The 17791-nt window shown below is 70.7% G+C and carries 20 protein-coding genes and 1 pseudogene; 8 read left to right on the forward strand and 13 right to left on the reverse strand.

Features of this window, described 5'->3' with window-relative positions:
- Positions 1-14 precede the first annotated feature (14 nt).
- Both ACGF8B_RS30300 and ACGF8B_RS30305 read right to left on the reverse strand, forming a co-directional pair.
- Entirely contained in the window at positions 15-968 is a 954-nt protein-coding gene (locus ACGF8B_RS30300; RefSeq protein WP_392744971.1) for an alpha/beta hydrolase, read from the reverse strand.
- Positions 969-1267: 299 nt separating this feature from the next.
- Positions 1268-2368: a helix-turn-helix domain-containing protein gene (locus tag ACGF8B_RS30305; protein WP_392744973.1), complete on the reverse strand. Its 1101-nt coding sequence runs from the start codon at positions 2366-2368 to the stop codon at positions 1268-1270.
- Positions 2369-2627: 259 nt separating this feature from the next.
- Here ACGF8B_RS30305 and ACGF8B_RS30310 point away from each other — a divergent pair.
- A pseudogene (locus tag ACGF8B_RS30310) lies at positions 2628-2855 on the forward strand (ABC transporter ATP-binding protein); the annotation flags it as partial.
- Positions 2856-2882: 27 nt separating this feature from the next.
- Here ACGF8B_RS30310 and ACGF8B_RS30315 read toward each other — a convergent pair.
- From ACGF8B_RS30315 to ACGF8B_RS30340, 6 genes are all read right to left on the reverse strand, one after another.
- Positions 2883-4031: a DUF4419 domain-containing protein gene (locus ACGF8B_RS30315; protein ID WP_392744976.1), complete on the reverse strand. Its 1149-nt coding sequence runs from the start codon at positions 4029-4031 to the stop codon at positions 2883-2885.
- Positions 4032-4129: 98 nt separating this feature from the next.
- Positions 4130-4927, reverse strand: coding sequence for an SDR family NAD(P)-dependent oxidoreductase (locus ACGF8B_RS30320; RefSeq protein WP_392744977.1), 798 nt, complete (start codon positions 4925-4927; stop codon positions 4130-4132).
- Between the two features lie 89 nt (positions 4928-5016).
- Complete coding sequence (locus ACGF8B_RS30325; protein WP_392744980.1) at positions 5017-6474, reverse strand: MFS transporter; 1458 nt, start codon at positions 6472-6474, stop codon at positions 5017-5019.
- A 59-nt stretch (positions 6475-6533) separates the two neighbouring features.
- On the reverse strand, positions 6534-7877 hold the full coding sequence (locus ACGF8B_RS30330) for an NAD(P)/FAD-dependent oxidoreductase (RefSeq protein WP_392744983.1): 1344 nt from the start codon (positions 7875-7877) through the stop codon (positions 6534-6536).
- Positions 7874-8071, reverse strand: coding sequence for a ferredoxin (locus tag ACGF8B_RS30335; RefSeq protein ID WP_392744986.1), 198 nt, complete (start codon positions 8069-8071; stop codon positions 7874-7876). Before ACGF8B_RS30335 ends, ACGF8B_RS30330 begins: the two co-directional genes overlap by 4 nt.
- Positions 8072-8084: 13 nt before the next feature.
- Entirely contained in the window at positions 8085-9341 is a 1257-nt protein-coding gene (locus ACGF8B_RS30340) for a cytochrome P450 (RefSeq protein ID WP_392744988.1), read from the reverse strand.
- 194 nt (positions 9342-9535) lie between these two features.
- On the opposite strand from ACGF8B_RS30340, the gene ACGF8B_RS30345 reads away from it, so the two are divergent.
- Positions 9536-10033 carry a MarR family winged helix-turn-helix transcriptional regulator gene (locus ACGF8B_RS30345; RefSeq protein WP_392744990.1) on the forward strand — a complete coding sequence of 166 codons (498 nt, stop codon included), beginning with the start codon at positions 9536-9538 and terminating at the stop codon, positions 10031-10033.
- 200 nt (positions 10034-10233) lie between these two features.
- The gene (locus tag ACGF8B_RS30350; protein ID WP_392744992.1) at positions 10234-10812 is read left to right on the forward strand and encodes a hypothetical protein; all 579 of its coding nucleotides are present in this window, start codon (positions 10234-10236) and stop codon (positions 10810-10812) included.
- A 48-nt stretch (positions 10813-10860) separates the two neighbouring features.
- Here the strand turns inward: ACGF8B_RS30350 and ACGF8B_RS30355 are convergent, their stop codons facing one another.
- The 3 genes from ACGF8B_RS30355 to ACGF8B_RS30365 all read right to left on the reverse strand — a co-directional run bounded on the left by ACGF8B_RS30355 (position 10861) and on the right by ACGF8B_RS30365 (position 12530).
- Positions 10861-11391 carry a GNAT family N-acetyltransferase gene (locus ACGF8B_RS30355; RefSeq protein ID WP_392744995.1) on the reverse strand — a complete coding sequence of 177 codons (531 nt, stop codon included), beginning with the start codon at positions 11389-11391 and terminating at the stop codon, positions 10861-10863.
- 120 nt (positions 11392-11511) lie between these two features.
- Entirely contained in the window at positions 11512-11874 is a 363-nt protein-coding gene (locus ACGF8B_RS30360; RefSeq protein ID WP_392744998.1) for a hypothetical protein, read from the reverse strand.
- Between the two features lie 143 nt (positions 11875-12017).
- Positions 12018-12530, reverse strand: a complete 513-nt coding sequence (locus tag ACGF8B_RS30365) for a PadR family transcriptional regulator (protein ID WP_392745000.1) — start codon at positions 12528-12530, stop codon at positions 12018-12020.
- Between the two features lie 71 nt (positions 12531-12601).
- Between ACGF8B_RS30365 and ACGF8B_RS30370 the strand changes: the two genes are divergently transcribed.
- Together ACGF8B_RS30370 and ACGF8B_RS30375 are read left to right on the forward strand one after the other, a co-directional pair.
- Positions 12602-13405 (forward strand): cysteine hydrolase family protein, encoded by an 804-nt coding sequence (locus ACGF8B_RS30370; protein WP_392745002.1) that lies wholly within the window; start codon positions 12602-12604, stop codon positions 13403-13405.
- 79 nt (positions 13406-13484) lie between these two features.
- A complete protein-coding gene (locus tag ACGF8B_RS30375; protein ID WP_392745003.1) occupies positions 13485-14405 on the forward strand; it encodes a hypothetical protein in 921 nt (306 codons plus the stop codon).
- A 193-nt stretch (positions 14406-14598) separates the two neighbouring features.
- On the opposite strand, the gene ACGF8B_RS30380 is transcribed toward ACGF8B_RS30375, so the two are convergent.
- Positions 14599-15201 carry a dihydrofolate reductase family protein gene (locus ACGF8B_RS30380; protein ID WP_392745005.1) on the reverse strand — a complete coding sequence of 201 codons (603 nt, stop codon included), beginning with the start codon at positions 15199-15201 and terminating at the stop codon, positions 14599-14601.
- 219 nt (positions 15202-15420) lie between these two features.
- Here ACGF8B_RS30380 and ACGF8B_RS30385 point away from each other — a divergent pair, with 219 nt between their 5' ends.
- Positions 15421-15696, forward strand: a complete 276-nt coding sequence (locus ACGF8B_RS30385; protein ID WP_392745008.1) for a hypothetical protein — start codon at positions 15421-15423, stop codon at positions 15694-15696.
- A gap of 226 nt (positions 15697-15922) precedes the next feature.
- On the opposite strand, the gene ACGF8B_RS30390 is transcribed toward ACGF8B_RS30385, so the two are convergent.
- Entirely contained in the window at positions 15923-16429 is a 507-nt protein-coding gene (locus tag ACGF8B_RS30390) for a DUF6624 domain-containing protein (protein WP_392745010.1), read from the reverse strand.
- A gap of 198 nt (positions 16430-16627) precedes the next feature.
- Here ACGF8B_RS30390 and ACGF8B_RS30395 point away from each other — a divergent pair, with 198 nt between their 5' ends.
- Positions 16628-17122, forward strand: coding sequence for a GNAT family N-acetyltransferase (locus tag ACGF8B_RS30395; protein ID WP_392745012.1), 495 nt, complete (start codon positions 16628-16630; stop codon positions 17120-17122).
- A 111-nt stretch (positions 17123-17233) separates the two neighbouring features.
- The gene (locus ACGF8B_RS30400; RefSeq protein ID WP_392745015.1) at positions 17234-17743 is read left to right on the forward strand and encodes a GNAT family N-acetyltransferase; all 510 of its coding nucleotides are present in this window, start codon (positions 17234-17236) and stop codon (positions 17741-17743) included.
- Positions 17744-17791: the final 48 nt, after the last annotated feature.

A 17791-nucleotide genomic window follows, 5' to 3' on the forward strand; every position in this document is an offset into this window, starting at 1 on the left:
GGAGTGGGGTGCCGTCAGGCGGAGAGGCCGCGGCGCAGCGCGCCCAGCGCGCCCTCGGTCATGCGGCGGGTCACGGCGGTGTCGGGCACGAAGCCCGCCGCGCCGTGGAAGGTGCCGGGAAACAGGTGCAGTTCGGTGGGAACACCGGCCTGTACGAGACGCCGGGCGTAGTCGAGGCCCTCGTCGCGCAGCGGATCGAGGTCGCTGACCGCGACGTACGCGGGCGGAAGCCCCGTCAGGTCCTCGGCACGGGCGGGCGCGGCATAGGCCGGTACCGGGGCGCCGGGGTCGCGGTCCGCCCCGAGATAGGCCCGCCAGCTGTGTACGGCGTTGGGACGGTTCCACACCGGTGTGCCGGTGAACTCCCGCATCGAGGGTGTCTCCAGGCGGTCGTCCAGTTCGGGTATGTCCAGCAACTGGAAGCACAGCGCCGGTCCGCCGCGGTCCCTGGCCAGCAGGGCGAGTGCGGCGGCCAGACCGCCCCCGGCACTGATCCCCGCGACGGCGATCCGGGCCGGGTCCACCCCCAGACCCGCGGTGTTCCCGGCCAGCCACTCCAGAGCCGCGTAACAGTCGTCGGTGGCGGCCGGATAGGGGTGCTCGGGAGCCAGGCGGTAACGTACGCAGACGACAACGGCACCCAGGTCGGCCGCCCAGCGCGCGGCGAGGGCCCGGTCCCCGTCCCCCTCCTCCAGGATGAACCCGCCGCCGTGCACATGGAGCACGGCGGGCAGCGCGGTCCCGGTCCCTGTCGGACGGAAGACCGTCAACGGAACGTCGGGGGCGTCCGGCGCCCCCGGAACGCGGTGCGCGCTCGCCTCGACGCCCACGGGGACGACGAAGGGCGGCGCGGCGGCGCCCATCGCCTCGACGGTGGCCCGCGCGGCGGCGGCATCACCGACATCGAGAGCGGGCAGCAGGGCGAGCCACGGGGCGAGTTCGGGATCCACGGGCAGGGGAAGGGGCACGGGGGCCTCCGGCGGACGGCACGGAGCGGCCCCGGACGGAGAACTGGACCGCCCGGGAGAACCGCTGCTGACGTCCGTCAGTCTGTGTCCGCCGCCCCGACCGGGTCATGAGCCGGGTGGCGCGCGATCCGCCCCCGTCCGAGCCGGTTGGCGGCTTGCGCCGGGGAGAGGAAGGGGACAGGGACACGTCCGTTCGGCGACCTCCTCTTCCCTCCCCTTCCTCGGCCCCCGTCTTTTCTTTCGCTTCCTCTTCCACCCCGTCCTCTTGGCTCTCCGCCGCGCCGCCTGCGTGGTCGGCGCTACGCCGGGTTGTCCCGCAGCCGGCGCAGGGCGAGGGCCAGCGCGAGGCGGAAGCGGCCCACCGTCTCGCCCAGTCCGTAGCCGAGCGCGGCCTCCGCCCGGGCGACCCGGACGGCCACCGAGTTGTGGTGCAGGTGCAGATCCCGCGCCGCCGCGCGCAGCGAACCCGCCTGCACCAGGACCTCCAGGGTGGTCAGCAGCTCCGTGCCGCTGCCCGGTTCCGCCGCGAGCGCGTCCAGGACGTCCAGGTCCCCGATGCCCGCGATGGCCGGCCCGGACAGTTCCCTCGCGAGCACCTCGAAGGCGCCGAGCGAGGAGTGGTAGATGGCGGGCTCCTCCGCGACCGGGGCCAGCCCCGCATCCGAGCGCGAGGTCCCCGCGAACCGCAGCGCCCGCATCGCGCCCTCCCAGGAACGCGGCGCCTCCGTCGCCGTGACCTCGGGGCCGACCCCGATCCGGAAGCCCGCTGGGGCGAGCAACCGCTCGGGCAGCGGGCCCGCCACGGCCACCGCGTGCACCGGGCCCAGCGCGGCCGTGCGGCGCCGCCCCGCCGGGGCGGTGGGGAGCCGTTCGAGGACCGGCACCAGCCCCTGCGGGCCGTGCCCGCCGTCGACGGCCAGGACAGTGAACGGGCCCGAAGGCGCGAAACCCAGCAAACGCAGTGCGCGTGCCCGCTCGGGCAGCGGGGCGGTGGAGCTGATGGCAGTCTCCAGCAGCGCCGGGTCGAGCGGCACCGCCTCACTTCCCCGACGGCTCAGCACGGTGTCGCAGGCCAGTGCCAGCCGCTCCAGGAACAACCCGTCCAGGGGCTGGGACCCACCCTCGCGTGCCAGCCAGGCACACTGCCCGCCACGCAGCTCCCGTACGGCCGCGCCCGGAGGTGGCCCGCCCGGCCGGGTACCGCCGTCCGGCCGGGCTGCCAGACCGTCGGAACCGGGCCCGGCCAGACCGACCGGACACCCGGCGACCCGGGCTGCCGTCCCCAGCACCCCGTCGAGCCCCAGCCGCTGTTCGACGAGGGTGTCGAAGAAGCCGATCAGCCGCATGGCGCTCTCCGCCCCGGCATTGAGCCCGGCCAGCCGCAGTACGAGACCCCGCATGTGCCCACCCCGATCTCCCCGTCGCAGAGTGTTCTGATCTTGCGACGAGTGTCGTCCACGGCGACGGGCCGGGGAAGAGGCATGGGCCCGCCGGGGCCACCCGGTCAGTGCCCGCCGGGTACTCGTCGAACCGGGTGGAGCGCCGGCCGCGCCGTGCTTCGCGAGGCCGCCGCCCTCGCGCGGAGGGTGGGGGCGCTGGGGGCGTACGCCGAGCGGCGGATCACCCAGAGACTGACCACCGAGACGGACACCGCCCTGGTCCTCGCAGATGGACCCGCGGGGCGAGCACCGCATCTTCGAACGGATCAAGTCAATCACCGGCGACCGCATCACGGTCGTCGTCACCCATCGGCCGGAGAACACCAGGACAGCCGATCACATCGTCGTGATGGAGGACGGCCGGATCACCGAACAGGGCCGGTACGAGGACCTGGTCCGCGCCGACGGCCCTTTCGCTGAAATCCTGGCACTCTCGCAGGAACGCTGACCGACCCCAGGACTGCCGACCGGTCTGTCAGTCCGCGGTGACGGGCAGGTGCGGGCAATCGTCACCCGCGCGCTCCTCCTCCGCCCGCTCACGGTCCGGGCAATCGGGCGGCGGCAGTTCCACCACGGCATGACCGAGCCGGGGGCGGATCCACTCACCGTCACGGGTGATACCGAGCACGCCCCCGAGAAAGGCCATCCGGCGGTCCCCGGACGGCGTCTGCCAGCGGAACGGGACCTGTGAGAGGTGCGAGGGAAACTCCTCCTCCACGGAAGTCCCCGGACCGAACGACTCCTTCGGAACGGGGCCGTCGTCGGTGTACCGATGGGCGAAGAAGGCGGTGATCCAACCCGTGACCCGGTCCCCGCCCGACGCCGACTCCCACTTGTACAGCGAACGCCAGAAGTCCTTGTCCGCTCCCCACCCCGAAGCCGTCGCGCTGATCGAGTCCAACACGGGGTGCAGGGCCTGGAACCACGGCCGCAGGCCGTCGAACCACTCCTCCAGTTCACGTACCCGGCCGGCCAGCAGGCGCCAGTCGCGGCCGGAGCCCTCCAGCCTGATCCGGGGGATGCCGCAGAGCGAGATCCACCGGAAGCGGTAGTAGGGGCTGACCGCGTCCATCAGCGCCACCAGCGCGGCAGTGGCGTCGTCCGGGGTGGTGGTGGAGAACGTGGGCTGGAACAGATCGGCCACGTCGTCGCCGATCCGGGTGCGCAACGGCCGCTGGACCAGGTTGACCGAGCGCCCCCAGTCCGACGCCGCCAGATCGTCACGGACGGCGATCTCCTGCCGCTCGCCGGGTGTGCTGGTGAACAGCCCCTCGTACGTACGGGAGTTCAGCCGGATGTGGACGGCCGTCTCGTGCACGATCGCGTACCAGAGCAGGTCCGGCGACAGGCTCAGGGGCAGGTGGGCGGTGAAGCACAGATGGATCGCGCGCAGCAGGAGGCTGGAGGTGGGTTCGTCGGCCTCCGGATCGCGACCGGGCCGGCCGATGAGCCGTTCGGTGCTGCGGTGGTGGAAGTGTGCCGGACCGGGCAGTGCCGCCCGCAGAAAGCGTTCGTTGCCGATCTCGGTGAGCTCGGAAGCGAGCCGGAAAGCATCGGCATCGGCCCTGGCCAGGCCCTCCGGGTCGGCGTCCTCGCCGAGCGGCAGGACGATCTCGACCGCCATCCGCACCCCCAGGAACAACCCTCACCAGCAACGACCGGACCCGATTCTACCGAGCCGGTGCGCCCGGGGGCGGTCGCCACCGCCCCCGGGGCCGGACCCTAGCCGGGGAGCATGGCACGCCGCCCGGGGGCGGCGGAGGACTGCATGGTCATCCCGCCGTCGACGACGAGGAGCTGGCCGGTGAGGTAGCGCGACTCGTCGGAGGCGAGGAACACCATGGTGTGGCCGATGTCCTCGGGAGAGCCCAGGTACGGCAGGGCATTGCCCCTGCGCAGCGCCTCGACGACGTCCTCGGGGAGGTTGTTCTCCAGCGCGGGGGTCATGACCGCGCCGGGAGCGATGGCGTTGCAGCGCACGTTCTGCGGCCCGTACTGGACGGCGATCGACTTGGTGATGCTGACCACCGCGGCCTTGACGGCACCGTAGGAGGTCTGCAGGACGTCGCCGACGAGCGCTGCCACGGAGGCCGTGTTGATGATGGATCCGCCACCGGCGCCGATCATGTGGGGCACCGCGTGGCGGGAACCCAGCAGGGTGCTGCGCACATTGAGGGCGACGGCCCGGTCGAACTCGTCCATGTCCATGCGGAGCAGGTCCAGGTCCCTGCGCGGGTTCGTCCCGCCGACGTGGTTGCACAGGACGTGCAGGCCGTCGAACTCCCTGACGGTCGCGGCGACCATGTCGGCGACCGAGCCCTCGTCGGTGACGTCCACGGTGACCGGCAGCGCCTGTCCGCCCGCGGCCTCGATGATCGCGGCGGTCTCCTCGGCGGCCTGGGTGTTGTGGTCGGCGACCACGACGCGGGCGCCCTGCCGGCTCATCAGTTCGGCGGCGGACCTTCCGATCCCACTGCCCGCGCCGGTGATGACCGCGACCTTGTCCTTGAGGCGTTCCATGGCCATGTCCTTTCGTCGTACCTGTTGGTGCTGTGGTGCTGTGGTGCTGTGGTGCTGTTGGGCTTGTTGGTTCAGCCGGCCCGGTCGGCTCAGTGCTTTCCGGTGGTGGCCCGGGGCTGTACGGCCTCCGTCCCGGTGACCTGCTCCGCGGAGGAGCGTTGGACTCGCGGGATGGCGAGGGTGAGGAGGAGCCCGACGACCGTGGCGACCATCGCGACGACATAGGTCATGCGGAACCCGTGCTCGGTAGGAACCGAGGCCGGGCCGAGCCGCATGGTCATGTTCGCCAGGATCGCGGCCATCACCGCGCTGGACGTGGAGGTACCGATCGACCGCATGAGCGCGTTGACCCCGTTGGCGGATGCCGTCTCGGTCACCGGGACGGCATCCATGATCAGGGCGGGCATTGCGGCATAGGCGATGCCGACACCGGCGCTGACGATCATCGAGGTGATGACGATCTGCCACACCTCCGACATCAGCAACAGGCCGACGCCGTAGCCGATCCCTATGACGCACACGCCGAGCAGCAGCGCGGCGCGGGCACCGTGCCGGGCGGTGATCCGGGCCGAGACGGGCGACAGGGCCATCATGACCAGGCCGCCCGGTGCCAGGGCGAGACCCGCCGCGAGCGTGGACTGGCCGAGGCCGTAGCCAGTGGCCTCGGGCGACTGGAGCAGTTGCGGCAGGGTCAAGGACATCGCGTACATGGCGAAGCCGACGAGCACGGAGGCCAGGTTGGTGAAGAGCACGGGCCGGCGCACGGTGACCCGCAGGTCAACCAGCGGCTGGGAGACGCGCATCTCGTAGACCGCCCAGAGAACCAGGACCACGATGCCGCCCGCGAACAGCCCGAGCGTGGCGCCGCTCGTCCAGCCCCAGTCGCCGCCCTTGGTGACCGGCAGGAGCAAGCACACCAGGCCGACGGCCAGCCCGATCGCACCAGGGGTGTCGAACCGGCCGGGCGCCTTGTTCGGGGATTCGGGTACGAGGGCGGTCACCAGGGCGAGGCAGGCCAGTCCCAGCCCGGCGGAGAGCCAGAACAGGACGTGCCAGTGGGCGTACTGGACGATGGCGGCGGAGACGGGAAGCCCGATCGCACCACCGACCCCGAGGCTCGCGCTGACCAGCGACACGGCACCGCCGACGCGCTCGGCGGGCAGTTCGTCGCGCAGGATGCTGATGCCGACGGGGATGACGCCGGTGGCCAGGCCCTGCAGTACCCGGCCGATGATCGCCGGGACGAGGCTGTCGGACAGGGCGCACACCACGGAGCCGACGACGAGCGCGACCAGGCTGGCGATGAGGATCCGGCGTTTGCCGAACATGTCACCGAGGCGCCCGGATATGGGTGTCACCACGGCGGCCGCGAGGAGCGTGGCGGTGACCACCCAGGACGCGTCGGACGGCTCGGCGTGCAGCAACTGCGGGAGCTGCGGGATGATCGGGACGACGAGCGTCTGCATGAGCGACACCACGACGCCGCTCAGCGCGATCACGGCGGTGACCGCACCCGGTCCCACCGCGCGGGTGGATCTGGCTGACAACTGAGGCTCCTTGAACGGATCGGCGCCCGTCGGGCGCCGATGGACATGAACGGGTGGTTCTACTGCGGTGCGGGTATCCCGGTCGCGGGCGTCGCGGGCGTCGCGGGCGTCGCGGGCGTCGCGGGCGTCGCGGGCGTCGCGGGCGTCGCGGGCATCGCAGGCATCGCAGGCATCGCGGGCGTCGGGGCACCGGCGGACCGGGGATCGATGAGCAGTTCCCGGCGCAGGCGCAGCGCCTCCCTCGGCGAGTTCCAGGCGAGTACGGCGACGGGTCGCCCGTCCAGCCGGTAGACACCGGTGAAGCGGTCACGGTCCGGATCGACCTCAAGGGGCATGAACTCCGCGCCGGGTGCGATCAGGCCGTGCACGACGATCTTGTGCGGTCCCTGATCCGTCCAGAAGAAGGGGACGGAGTCCAGTACCTCCGTGCCGCCCAGCAGATTGGCGGCCACGACCCGCGCCTGCTCGCCGGCCTGCATCCGGTGTTCCAGACGCAGGTGCCCACCGTGGCGTGGGTGGTACCAGGACGCCACGTCACCGCACGCGTACACGCCGGGCGCGGCCCGGCCGCCCGCGTCGCAGCGCACCCCGTCGGACAGGTCGAGTCCGGTTGGATCGAGCCAGTCCGTCGCCGGCTCCGAGCCGATCGCGCCCAGTACGACATCGGCGGGCAGCCGGGTGCCGTCGCTCAGCAGGACGGTCGGGCGCCCGGCGTCGGGAAGCCCGTCCCGCTGGTGCACCGCTCGGACCGTGCGCCCGTTCAGCAGGGTGGCGCCGGCCGCACACAGCCTCTCACCGGCCAGGGAGCCGACGTGACTGCCGAGGACCGCCAGCGGAGTCGCGGCGCGATTGACGAGTGTGACCTCGCACCCCAGCGCAAGGGCTGTCCACGCGGTTTCGGTACCGAGGAAGCCGCCACCCGCGATGACCACCCGTCGACCTGGCCCCAGCTGCTCGGCCAGCGCCCGCGCGTCGTCCAGGGTCTTGAGCGTCCCGACACGGCCGGGCCGTCCGACGTCGCCCGGCTGTCCGTCACCGTCCGACGGCCCGGTACCGGTGAGTCCGCGCGGAGTGACGCCCGTGGCGACGACCAGGTCGGTGTACGTGAGCACGGTCCCGTCATCCAGGGTGACGGTGCGCGAGTCGAGGTCGGCGGCGACCGCCCGGCGGCCGCGGTACATGGAGAGCGCCAGCCGGTCCAGGGCTTCGGGCGCCGCCAACCGGAGCTGCTCTGCGCTCAGTTCGCCGGCGAGGAAGCGCTTGGACAGCGGAGGACGGTCGTAGGGTGGATGGTTCTCCGCGCCGACGAGCGAGAGGTCACCGTCGTAACCGAGGCGGCGCAGCTGCTCCGTGACGGCCAGTCCCGCTGCCGCGGCGCCGACGACGACGATGTGCCGGTTCACCGGCCGTCCACCCGGATGGCCGCGGCGGGGCAGATCCGGGCTGCCTCCTCGACCCCGCCGCGCTTCTGGGCCGGGGGATCCTCGGTCAGCAGGACGGCGACCCCGTCCTCGTCCCGCTGGTCGAAGACCTCGGGAGCGACCAGTACACACTGGCCGGCGCCGACGCACTTGTCCTGATCAATGTCGATCTTCATCGAAGTGGCTCTCCTACCAGGCGACTTGGAGCGAGTTGAAACCGTGGACACGGCTCCGGGTGTTGACATCGAAGTCCTCGAAGTCCTCGAAGCCCTCGGAACCGTCGGGGCGATCGGAACTGTCGGCCAGTCGCAACGCGGGCACCCGGGCGAACAGGGTGCGGAAGGTCAGCAGCAGTTCCAGCCGGGCGAGCGCCTGGCCGAGGCACTGGTGCGTGCCGTGGCTGAAGGCGAGGTGCCCGCGGGCGGTGCGGCCGATGTCGAACGCGTCGGGGGATTCGAACTCCCGCGGATCCCGATTGGCCGACGGCAGCGAGATCAGCACACCGTCGCCGGGCGAGAGGAGGCATCCGGCGACGGTCACCTCGCTCCGGACCGCCAGTTGACGCGGGTGCTGGGCCACCGAGAGGTACCGCAGCAGCTCCTCCACCGCGTTGGCCCCGAGGGTCTCGTCCCCGGCCATGAACAGGTCCCGCTGCTCGGGATGGCGGAGGAAGAGCGCGGTGCCGAGACCGATCATGTTGCCGGTGGTCTCGAAGCCCGCGACGAGCAGCGTCATCGCGACATTGACGAGCTCCGCCCGGTCGACGGTGCCCGGCAGCAGCAGGTCGCGGGCCAGCTGTGACAGGACGTCGTCGCCGGACGTACGCGCCTTCTCCTGGACGAGTACGTCGAGGTAGTCGCCCAGTTCGCGCAGGGCGATCCGCACGTCGGCGGGGTCCGCGTCGCCCGCCAGGGCCCGGGCGGCCGCCCGCTGGAAGAAGGCGTGGTCCGCATAGGGCACCCCGAGCAGCAGGCAGATGACCCGTGCCGGAACGGGGCGGGCCACCAGCGCCACCAGATCGGCGGGCGATCCCGCGTCCAGCAGGTCGTCGAGCGCGGAGTCGACCACCTGCTGGATCTCTGCGCGCATGGCCTGTACCCGCTTGACCGTGAAATGCCGGGTCAGCCGACGTCGCCGGGTGAGGTGGTCGGGGTCGTCGCTGCGGATGAGGCTCTCGACCCGGTCGTCGCGCTGCTGAACGTCGCCCGGGCTGAAGAGAGGGAAGCCGGGACTGTCCAGCCGCGCGGAGAACGCCGGGCCGGCGAGTACGGCCCTGGCGTCCTCGTACCGGGTGATCAGCCAGGGACGTGCGCCCTCCAGCGCGCGCGTGCGCGGGAGCCCGGGGAGGGCACGGAGCCGGGTGAATTCGGCGGGCGGGTCGAAGGGGCAGGTTCGTGCGGTCGGATACGTAACAGCTGTTTCATCCTCGGGCTGGTCTGCGCTCATGCGGGACTCCATGCCTCGGGTGCGTCGAGCAAGTGGGCTGTGCGGTCAGTGCCGACCGGTGTAGGCATCATGCACATAATGTTCAAGATACACATGATGTGCATAGTGCACAAGCTTGGTCCGCGGTGTCCTCCGGGACGGGGCGGGAATGCGCGATGATGAGTGGGAACCGACGGTGGAAGAGGACCAAGTACATGAGTGAGCAAGCGCACCGGCTGAGCGATCTGGAACGGGAGCTGACCTTGCTGTCCCGGCACTTCATCGCCGCACGGGGCCCCCGCATAGGCCAGAGCCTGGAACGTTCGGCCTACGTCCTGCTCACCCGACTCGAAGTCGGTGATCCGCTCACCCTCAAGGAACTGGCGCACACCTTCCAGGTCGACGTGTCCACCATCAACCGCCAGGTCAGCGCGATGCTCCGCAACGGCCTGGTGGAACGCATCCCCGACCCCGAGGGCGGGATGGCGCGCAAATTCCGCCCCACCGCACTCGGCCTGGAACGCCTGGAGGCGGATCGCGCCATCAGCCGGGCGGGCACCACGCGCCTCATCGAGGCGTCGGGGTGGACGGGAGAGCGCACCGAGCAGTTCCTCACCCTGCTGGTGGAGTTCAACCAGAGCATCGAACAGCTCGAAGGCCTCACCTGGTCCCGCGCGGGCCGACCGGACATCCCCTCGTCGGCGGCGGACTGACAAGTACCGCACTCCTGGGTCGTTCCGGTCGTTCCCGTCGACCGATTCACCGGTTCGGGTATCCGCCCGCCGGGACTCGCCGTGGTCGGGCAGGGGTGTCGACGGGTCGGCCGGGCCCGTGACCGGAGTGGCGTTTCGAGTGCGTCGCCCGGGCCGGCCGGTCGCGACTCGTCGGAGTTCCGGTGGGGGAGGAGTCCGGTATGTGGGAGACCGAGGAATTCGGCGACGAACACGAGGGCCGGCCCGGCGTCCTGCTGGCCGACGGCACGGAACCGGGCCCGGTGTACTTCGACGCCGGGAGCGGGCCGACGGTGCATCAGAGCACTGACTGGTACGTCTGCGACGGCACGCTCGGAGCTCCGGTCGCCACCGAGATGCGCGGTGCGTGTTCGTGCGGCTGGCGCGGCACGCCCCGCTACCCGCTCGACTGGGAGGGCGTCGAACGGCGGAATCCGTACCCGTTCGACACCAGCGGCCCGGAAGCCGACTGGGACGCCCACATCACCGACGTACAGGCCCGCGCGGTTCCCCTGCCGGTCGACCTCGCGGCCCTCCTCGACCAGGTCGAGACACGTCTCACGGCCCCGGCCGCCGATCAGCCACTGGCCGCGATCCGGGCAGCCGCCACCCTGGAACGCATGACCCGGCGCGCAGCCGCGGCTGCCGCGTACAGCCTCGACACCGTGGACGGGCCGGACTGGGACGGTGTCGCCATGGCCCTCGGGGTCGGCCGGCGGACCGCCCGCTCCCGCCTGACCCGCTACGCACTCCGCCGCTGACGGGGTTGGTGCGCCCTCTGCGGTGCTCCCCCTGTGGCCGTGGCGGCTTCAGCCCTCGCGGTCGACCTGCAGGGCCTTCTCAAGGAGCGTGAACGACTTGGGTATGCCGCCGGGTTGTTGCTTACCGGCCTTGTGCCCGACCACCCGGTAGCCGTCGTTCACGTAGTAGGCGCTCAGGGTGGTATTCCCGGCCAGGCAGTCCAGACGGACGAACGCCCGCCCCGCCGCGGCCACCCGCTGCTCCGCGGCTCGCAACAGCCGCAGCCCCGTACCCGGCCGGGCGCCGACGCGATCCACCATCAGCCGGTGCACATACCCGGCCACCGGCGGTTGCGGCCCCCAGGCGTCCTCGTCCGCCCACCACAACTCCCAGGCCCCGGCCGGGCGGCCGTCGGCCTCGGCGATCCAGACCTCACCATCCGCCATGATCCGGCGGAAGTGGCCCTCGTCCAGCTCGCCGGGCTGCCACTGCCCGGTGATACCCCGGGCGAGCATCCAGCGGGCGGCGTCGTCGCGCAGCCGGACGAGAGTGGGGAGGTCGGTTTCGTCAGCTAGGCGGAAGCGGAGATCGTTGTTCATGTCGAGATCCTCGCACCGTGCGGGGCCGGCACCGCACGGTGCGCTCCCGAGTCCGTGTGCGGAACAACGCTCCCACAACAAGCCTCGAAGGCGTTCCGGAAACGACGACCCGGACAGCCCTCAGGATCTCCCGCGGAATTCGTGGACGAGCCGGATCTCGCCGACGATATGGGCGTTGAACTCGTCGAGCTCCCCGGCCGGCACCCACAGCTCAAGGATCGTCCGGCCGCCGGCCTGCTGTACGGGGTAGCGGCACAGGAACTCCGAATCGACCTCGAAACGAGTGACGAACCCGGCACCGTCGTGCTTCACGTTCCAGTCCCTGGCGATCCGGACCGCATAGTCCTCGTTGAGAACCGGGTAGAAGATGGGCTGCTCGGGAAGACGAGGTGGCCACGCGCGCCAGTTCAGTTCCCGGACCAGATCCAGCTCCGCGGGGCCGGTCGGGCGCCAAAGGGTCGTCGTTGCCTGCCGGCTGCTCATCGGAATCGCTCTCTGGGGACGGGGCGGAGGCCGCCGGAGCGGCTCATCCGGGGAACCGGACGATACCCGCACGACAAGGCGGTCGGCCACGACGTTTCCGCACCCCGGCCGGCCCTGCGGCACCTGGCGCTGCCGGCCTGACGTCAGGCCAGCACCTCCCGCAGCCAGGCCCGTTCCGCCCGGCTGGTGGCACGGGCGATGGTGAGCATGCCTCGGCGGTACGGGTCGGCGGTGTCCTCGACACCGAGCGGGACGTCGCCGTCGTGGAAGAAGCTCGCGGGCTGTTCCAGGAATACCAGCCGCCGACGCAGCACCGCGTGCTGGTCGGCGGTGTCGGGAAGCCGGGAGAGGAAGGCCAGGACCGTGAAGTACCGAGTGCCGTCACTGATTTCCAGGCCGTCGGCGTCCCGCAGCCGACGCAGTAGTTCGGTGTGGCCGGCGGTGGTCAGGCTCAGGGTGTACCGCTGGGCGGCCGAGGCGCCCGGCTCCGCCCGCCGGTCCAGCAGCCCGGCCCCGACCAGGCGGTTGATCGCCGGGTAGAGGCTGCCGTCGCTGACCGGCCGGACGTGACCGGACAAGTGTGCGATGCGGCGGCGGAGTTGATAGCCGTGCAGGGGGCCTTCGGCCAGGAATCCCAGGATCGCAAGTTCCAGCATCCTGCTACTCTCGCACATCGAAACGAGGTACATCGATTCGAGGTAGGGGCGATGTTCGAGGCGGGGGAACGATGATGGAGTACACCGAGGAATGGGTGACCGCGCGGGCGCGCGACGCCTACGAGCACGGCCGGGCATCGTTCGACGTACGACCGGAGCGGACGGCGCTGCTCGTCATCGACATGCAGGACGAATTCGTCAGGCCGGGGTGGAGCCCCTACTGGGTACCCGCGGCCACCCGGATGGCGCCCGGACTGCATCGACTGGTCGAAGAATGCCGGGCCGCCGCGGTCCCGGTCATCTGGACCATTTTCGACGACACACATCTCGGCCTGGACCGGCCACGGGCTCTGAGCCGGCTCCCTCACGCCGACACCGACTGGCGCAGGCCCGGCCCGGCCGAGGTGTGGGCCCCGATGGGGCGCCGCCGCGACGAGGCCCTGATCCGCAAGCCGTCCTACGGCGCGTTCCACGACACCCCGCTCGACACGATGCTGCGCAATCTCGGCCGCGACACGGTCGTCGTCACGGGGACACTCACCAACTACTGCTGCGGCACCACGGCCCGGCAGGCGTATGAACGTGGCTACCAGGTCGTTTTCGGAGCCGATGTCACGGCCACCGACGACGAGTCCCGCCAGGAGCCCGAACTCGCCGTCCTGCGCAAGGGATTCGCCCTGGTGCTGACCGCCCGGGAGATCGCGGACCGACTGAAGGCCGCCGCACCGGCGCCGGAGGACGGAGTCAGCGGCGAGGGCCGCTTGACGCGGCACCCGGGCCGGGACAGGCATGGCGCGCGATGCGTGATGTGCGCCTGCCCAGTTCGACTTCGCGCTCCGGCAAATGGCGTAACCACCGCTGGGACGCGCTCGTGATGATCAATAACGTGACGCCCGGCGCGTGACCTCGTGCCTGTCGGACAGAGAAGGCGAGCGACTCCCAGTGGAACTCCCGATGTTGCAGCGCATGGCCTCGATCACCGCAGCGGCCGCGCTGCTGACGATGCTCGGCGGTGCCCCGGCCGGAGCGGACGCCGGCCAATGGCAGAAGGTCGGCGGTGACGCCCGTAGCGGAGTCAGCGGCCTCGCGTACGAAGGCCGCACCGCGGACGGAGGAGGGGTGTACGCGCTGGCCGTGCACGACAACAAGCGGTCCGGGCAGCAGCGCCTTTCCCGGATCACCCACCGCGACGGCTCCGACGGCGTCTCCCCGATCACCTGGGACGGACCGGAACCCGTCGATCTGGAGGCCATCGAGGCCGTCCCCGGGATGCCCGGGGAGTATCTGGCGCTCGCCAGTCGCGGCATCGTCTACCGTCTGAAGGTCGCCGGCTCCACGGCGGAAGTCGTCGACTACACGCCGCTGCCCGGGATCGCCGAGGGCGACGATTTCGAGAGCTTCGCACTCGTCGCCCGGGACGGGAAGCTCGCCGCACTGTGGGCCGATCGGGGAGCCGGCGCGGACCGTCCCGCCACACTGAACGCGTCACCTCTGTCGTTCGCCCCGTGGGGGCAGCCGCAGTTCGGTGCCGTGACACGGCGGTCCTACGTCGCGTCGTACCCGACCGGCGAGGGCACCCGGCATATCTCGGACATCTCGGTGACCGGATCCGGCCGGATCGTCGTGAGCTCGGCGTCGGACGCCGGTGACGACGGCCCGTTCGACTCCGCGGTGAGCGACGCGGGCCGGGTGACCGTGTCGGCCGCCGGCCGGGTACGGGTCGCGCTCGCGGAGTCCCCGACGGTGCTCGGGACATTCCCGCAGTACAAGATTGAGGCGGTGGAATGCCTGCCCGGCTCCTCCGACGCCCTCCTGGGCACCGATGACGAGAACCTCGGTGGCTACGTGAGGACCGTGCCGCTCTGCGGACCCTGACCCTGACCCTGACTCGGTCTGCGGCCCCGGCACCGTGTGGTGTGACGTCGGCCCTCAGGATCCGTACGTACGGATCCTGAGGGCCGACCTTGTCGTACGGGAAGGCCGCGGACCGGGTGCCGAGTGGGCGTCGCCCGGCCCGCGATTCCCGAATCCCGACGGTTCTTCGGGCTGCCGGGACCCCCGCTTGTCGCTACTGGGCGGGGACCCTGCGCGCGTAGGTGAGGAAGACAGCCCCGGACTTCAGGACGGTGTGGTCGGTGAGATCCCAGTTGCACGGATCGAACACTGCCTTGTGGGAGAAGAGCGGAATTCCGGAGCCGATTGTCAGCGGGCTCAACTTGATGACCAGCCCGTCTATCTCGGAATACAGCGCACCGGCCAGCTCGGCGCCGCCGACCAGCCAGATGTCCTTGCCGTCCTGCTGCTTCAACTGGCGTACCGTCGCTGCCGGATCGTCGGCGATCAGCTCCACGTCAGGGTCCGGGCTCTCGCTCAGCGTCCGGGAGAACACCAGATGCCGCAGGTGCGGGTAGGCGTTCGTCAGACCGGCCTTGAGCCCGATCTCGTAGGAACGCCGTCCTTCGACGACGGTGTCGAAGTGCTTGCCGCCGTCAGTGAGGGAAAATGCGGCACGGGCCGGTCCGGGAAGGGTCTCCGGGTACTCGGTGACGAGGTGCTGAATGTAGTCCTCGGGGATCGGCCAGAAGCCGTCCGCGCTCGAAGGGTCGGCACCGTCCGGTCCCGCGATGAATCCGTCGAGAGAGGACGCGATGTAGTACACGAGTTTGCGCACGGACGACCTTCCGTTGATCGATTTGGCAGTGGCGATCGGCATGCGGCGCGAAGTGAGGCAAGCCGTAGGCCCAAGTGCCAGAGTCTCCATGATCACTACGTGCTTGTCACGAGCACGAGCACGAGCACGAGCACGAGCACGAGCACGAGCACGAGCACGAGGCCGCAGCCGCAGCCGCAGCCGCGGCCGCGCACAGGAGCCTCGGCTAGGGTCGCCCGCATGACCTGGAGTGAGACGGAGTACGTCGAGTGTCTTCGGGCCGAGCGGCGTCATTACGCGTGGCTGATGCAGCGGCACGGCGAGCTGGCACCGGAAGATGCCTGGGCGGCGGCCTTGGAGCGCTACCCGTACGAGCCGAGTGACGCGCCGTTCCGCGGACTCATCTTCCACGACGAGGCGTGGCACTGGGCGATGCTCGCGATCCACGGAGATCGGTACACCGTGGCGCATCCCGAACTGGCCCAGCCGTCAGCCGAGTACAGGGCTCTTGACTGAACGGCGGCGGACGGAGTGTTTCGGGCCGGCACCGGCCCTCATCGCGGGCACGCGCCCCAGGCCGGCTGCACTCGGCTCCGGGCTGCGCCGGCGAAAGCCCTGTGTCCCGGACCTGGCCCGGCAGGCCCCGTACCCAGCCCGGCAGCATCGCGGCAGGCGGGTCGCGAAGCAAATGATCTGCCGCAGAAGGACCGGGAACGGGGAACGGGGAACGGGGCGCGGGGTGTCAGGGCATCGCGAACTTGGCGACGTATTCGTCGAAGGGTTCGATGCCGACCTGCTCACGTAGGTCGTCCACGCGCTCGGGCTCCTCGCAGGGCCACGGAACCGGTGTCCCGTCCTTCACGCCGGCGATCTGTGTGCCGTAGACCTGTTCGCGGCCCTCGTTGACCAATGTGCGGTCGCGCAGGAAAGCCAGTTCACGTCGGCCGGCCGCGCCTGCCGACACCGCCTGTTCCATCAGATGGAGGGCACGACGCTGAACGTCGAGCTGCCGGTCGGCGTGCTGAGCGATCAACCACGCCGCGCGTGCGGCCTCCTCGCCGACCACAGCGGTCGTCGGCCAGCCGTACTCGTCCATGATCTCGCGGAGCCGGTCACCGTGCCGTGCGGTCAGACGGCGCCATGCCAGCTGCGCGGCCGGGTCATCGCTGTTCGCACCGGCCGAGGACCGGTGATCGGCGGCAGCCATGTCCGTAAGTTCCACCGCCAGCGCGGCAACGTCATGCGTCACTTTCAACTCCCTGAATGGATAGGTGTGTTGTGTTCTTCGATCGCAACCCTAAAGGTGCATCTCGGGCGTAAAGATCATTCTGGAGAACGGTGACAGGTGCCTTCTCGTGTGGGGATAATGGATCTACGGCCGGGGCGGTGGCGGCTGCGCCGGAGGGGCGCGGGGCGGGTATCCGACGTGGGCTGGCAGCATGACCGCATGGATACAGTGGATATGGGCGAGTTCGTCGTGCGCCGTGCGAGTGAGTCGGACGCGGACGCGCTGGTCGGGATCGACGTGATCGCGGTCGAAGGCGACGACGGGCGACAGGCGAGCATCCGAAGGTGGTGCGGACGGGGCCTGGCGGTCGTGGCGGAGGACGCGTCCGGCCTGCTCGGCTACTGCGTGGTTGAGTACACGTTCTTCGAGCAGGGATTCGTTACGATGCTGATGGTGGCGCCCTCCGCCCGTGGCAGGGGCGTTGGCCGCCGACTGCTGGACGCCGTGGCGGCCTCGTGCACGACCCCGAAGCTGTTCACCTCGACCAACGTCTCCAACCAGTCGATGCAGCGGCTGCTCCAACGAGCCGGGTGGAGCCCTGTCGGTCTTCTCCACGGCCTCGATGAGGGTGACCCCGAGCTGTTCTATCTCTGCCAGTGGCAGGCCGCGGCGGCGGCCCCCGACGGTCGATCACCGGCTCCCGACTTCGACTGACCGGATGCCATCCGGGTCGCGGACGCACGGCTCCGTAATTACTCGCTTGCAGGTCGGGAGTCAGGGGGTGATGGTGGCTGTATGCATGACGTGAACCTTTCAGATGGGGTTGTGGTTCTGTCTCCTCCGTGCCTGGACGATGTCGACGCGCATCTGGCCGGCGAGGACGAACTCCTGGTCCGGTGGCTCAGTGGGGAGCCGGCGACCCGGGCCGGCATCGAGGCGTACTTCCGCCACTGCATCGAGCAATGGGCCACGCGCGGACCACTGCGTGCGCTCGGGATCCGTACGGCTGCCCGGCGAACCCTGGTGGGCTACATCGATCTGCGATTCGATGTGGCGGGCCTGGAGCCCGGGCAGGGCAACATCTCCTACGCGCTCTACCCGGCCTGGCGGGGGCAGGGGCTGGTGACCCGTGCCGTCCGCCTGATCTGCCGGTACGCCGCAGCCGAAGGGATGACCCAGGCGGTGATCCGGGTGGATCCGGAGAACCACGCGTCGGCAGCAGCCGCGCGACGGTCGGGCTTCACCTATGACAAGCAGCTCTTGGAGGAGGACGGCAACCGAACCGACTGGTACCTCCTCGGCCTGCCCGGCGAGGGCGTCCTGCCGGGCGCATGAACGCCCCTGGCCGCGTGGATCGCGCAAACCCCTAGGGAAACCCGGTGG

It is taken from the genome of Streptomyces sp. NPDC047917, from assembly GCF_043204345.1.
Taxonomy (GTDB): domain Bacteria; phylum Actinomycetota; class Actinomycetes; order Streptomycetales; family Streptomycetaceae; genus Streptomyces; species Streptomyces sanglieri.